Annotated in this window: 3 protein-coding genes and 2 pseudogenes; 3 read left to right on the top strand and 2 right to left on the bottom strand. The window is 38.0% G+C overall.

Annotated elements, in window-relative coordinates; genetic code table 11:
* A pseudogene (locus HMPREF9444_RS07020) lies at positions 1-372 on the top strand (hypothetical protein); the annotation flags it as partial.
* Positions 373-449: 77 nt separating this feature from the next.
* On the opposite strand, the gene HMPREF9444_RS07015 reads toward HMPREF9444_RS07020, so the two are convergent.
* Together HMPREF9444_RS07015 and HMPREF9444_RS07010 are read right to left on the bottom strand one after the other, a co-directional pair.
* On the bottom strand, positions 450-1,370 hold the full coding sequence (locus tag HMPREF9444_RS07015) for a nucleoside hydrolase (protein ID WP_009143709.1): 921 nt from the start codon (positions 1,368-1,370) through the stop codon (positions 450-452).
* 23 nt (positions 1,371-1,393) lie between these two features.
* Complete coding sequence (locus tag HMPREF9444_RS07010) at positions 1,394-1,975, bottom strand: flavodoxin (protein ID WP_009143708.1); 582 nt, start codon at positions 1,973-1,975, stop codon at positions 1,394-1,396.
* 106 nt (positions 1,976-2,081) lie between these two features.
* Between HMPREF9444_RS07010 and HMPREF9444_RS07005 the strand changes: the two are divergent.
* Positions 2,082-2,363 (top strand): annotated as a pseudogene (locus HMPREF9444_RS07005) (MarR family winged helix-turn-helix transcriptional regulator); the annotation flags it as partial.
* 22 nt (positions 2,364-2,385) lie between these two features.
* Positions 2,386-2,767 (top strand): GNAT family N-acetyltransferase (locus tag HMPREF9444_RS07000; RefSeq protein WP_009143706.1); only part of this gene is annotated, 382 nt, incomplete at its 3' end.

Here is a 2,767-nt window from a genome sequence, read left to right as displayed (position 1 = left end):
CGAATTGCCGGATCCTTTTCTATGAAAGATCCAGCCAAGACTAAACAGATAGCTGTAAGTTTAGGTTACAAAGCCATCATCCTTTGCGGAGATCCTTCTTTTTATGCCGAACAAGGTTTTTATCCCGCCGAGAAATTCCGCATCCGTAATGCTGATAATATGTATGCAGAAGCTTTGCAGGTTTGTCCGTTATGTGATGCGGCGTCACTTAACCTTGCCGGTAAGTATCATGAAGATGAAGTGTACAAGGTTGATGATGCTGAGTTTAAAGAATTTGATAAAGACTTTTTACCCAAAAAAGCAGTGTCGGGGACACCGTCTCAACGAAAATTTCTTGAGATTGCAGCAAAGTTGAAACAATTTAAAGAGTGATTTTAATTTTTACAGTTAAGCTTTGCTGATAATCCCGGGTTCTTAAGAGAAAAAAGTCTTTGTGCAAATAGATGTTTTTAAATTGTCAAAGCTTTAAGTAATTCTTGTTTTACCGCGCTTACATTAACATCTATGCAGATTTTATGGGATTTAAGTCCTTTAAAGCAGTCATTTGAAGAACGCGCGTTTGAAATCGGAATTACTGTTTGCCCTGCAGCAATTCCTTTAGTGATAACTCTGCAGGGCTTTTCAATTACTTTAAAGTTATCGGGATTATTTAGATAAGCTATGGTTAAAGCGTCATGAACAGCCATGCCGTTGAAGCCTTTTTGTTTAATTGAAAAATCAAGATAGAATTTACTTATATTGATAAGGAATTCATCATGAGTGCTCTGAATTTCTTCTGCGGTAATTTGTACTTCATTGGTAACGTCAAGAGGCACAATAGTGATAGGCGCAGGACTTGATAACACCAGATCTGCCGCATCAGGATCTTTAAACACATTAAACTCGGCAAAGTTTGACATATTACCGGTATGACCGTGATGCCCGAAAGCACCACCCATGATTATAAGTTCTTTTACCTGTTCAGCAAATTGCGGATAGAGGTTTAATGCTATAGCAATGTTAGTTAAAGGCCCTACGGCTACCACGGTAATTTCATTAGGATGGTTTTTTACCGTTTCTATAAGGTAGTTTACGGCATTGCCCGCATTCGGACTGCAGGGATTATCGTAAACCTGACCTAAGCCGTCACTGCCGTGAATATCAAAGCTTGGCGGAGTAGGGGTTGCCGTAAGTGGACGCGTGGCTCCTTTATAAACTCTGATATTTTTGTCGTAAATTTTACAGAAGAACTTGGCGTTTTTAGTTGCCATATCGACGGGGACGTTGCCGTCCACCGTCGTAATGCCGATAAGATCAAAAAGTAAAGAGCCGTAGCGTAAAGCAAAAGCGTCGTCTACGCCGATATCAGTATCTATAATGATTTTACGCATGTTTTCTCCTTACTTTTCTTAAATTACAGGGCGTTGATGTCGTTAATGAATTTTGAGTATTTTTCGCCGCGAACCATTCCGCTTTCGTGACTGGGACGGTATTGCATATAAGCATCAACTTTATGGGTTGAATATTTTTCAATGTCGGAAAGAACAACATCAGGCTCGCTGGTTCCCGAGGTGATGAATACTCCGAGCTTTTGCTCAGTTTTTACCGGATAGGCGTTTAAAAATGATTTAATAGGAGCCGGTGCGTGGTTGAACCAAATAGGCGTTCCGATTAACACAGCGTCAAAGTCGTTAAGATCAGAAACATAATTGGATAATGCAATAGGAATTAACGTGTTGTTTTCCTGCTCGCTTTTAACGCGCGGAGACATTTTTTCCATATTCTCAGAGTACGGATCGACACTGACGATTTCTGTCAGCGTTACATCATAATCGGTAAGTCCTTTTATTAAATCTTCAGCTAAACGCTCGGTATTATTGGTTTGTGAAAAATAAGCAATTAGAATTTTATCGTTTTTTTCTAAAGCGCAAGATACTTGTGGAAGAAAGAAAGCAAAAAATGCGATTACGCCAAGCAGAAATTTAGTAATTTTCATAATTAATCTCCTTATGTTGGTTTATTGCTCATATTATAAACAGAGCCTTTCTTTTTTGTTTTGACTGTGGCGACGCTTTGTCGGTTTTGATTAGCATAATGCGGCTGGAATAGCCAAAAATATGAATATAGATAAAAGTTATTTAAGCCGAATAATTAAATCTCATGAAAAAAGCGGCTACATAATAAGAAAAGCTTCGGCGACGGATTTGAGATCTTTTGAACTGTATTTAACTTTACAAGGGGAATCTGCAGTTAAAGAGTTTATACGAAAATCCAATCAGGAAATTGCAGAAATTATAAAAAGTTTGGATTGTAAAGAGTGTACTGAGTTGATTACAGCTTATGACGTTATAACAAAGATTTTAGAAAAGTGTGATGAAAATTAAATGTAAATAAAGGAGTTTTAATATGCAGGTCGTTCCATATGCAGACAAATATAAAAAAGATTTTGTGAAAATGAATACCGAATGGATTTCAAAAATGTTCGTTATGGAGCCTGAAGATTTTAAGGTGCTGAATAATATCGAGGCAAAAATTGCAGACGGCGGTCAGATATTTTTTGCTTTAGATGATGAAGGCGAAGTTTTAGCTTGCAGTATGATTGCTCCTCTTTCCAATAAAGAGTGGGAGATTGAAAAATTCTGTGCCAAGGGTATGTACACGGGAACCGGTGCGGGATCTGCATGTTTAAAGGCTTGTATTGATTATGCTAAAGAAAAGCAAGTTGAGAAAATAGTATTTATCAAAAAAGGCAGACGGCTAAAACCCCGTCCTTTAGGGCGGAGATCAT

This window comes from Succinatimonas hippei YIT 12066 (assembly GCF_000188195.1).
Lineage (GTDB): Bacteria > Pseudomonadota > Gammaproteobacteria > Enterobacterales > Succinivibrionaceae > Succinatimonas > Succinatimonas hippei.
Note: the sequence above shows the minus strand (reverse complement) of the source record. Positions and strands in the feature narration are given on the sequence as shown.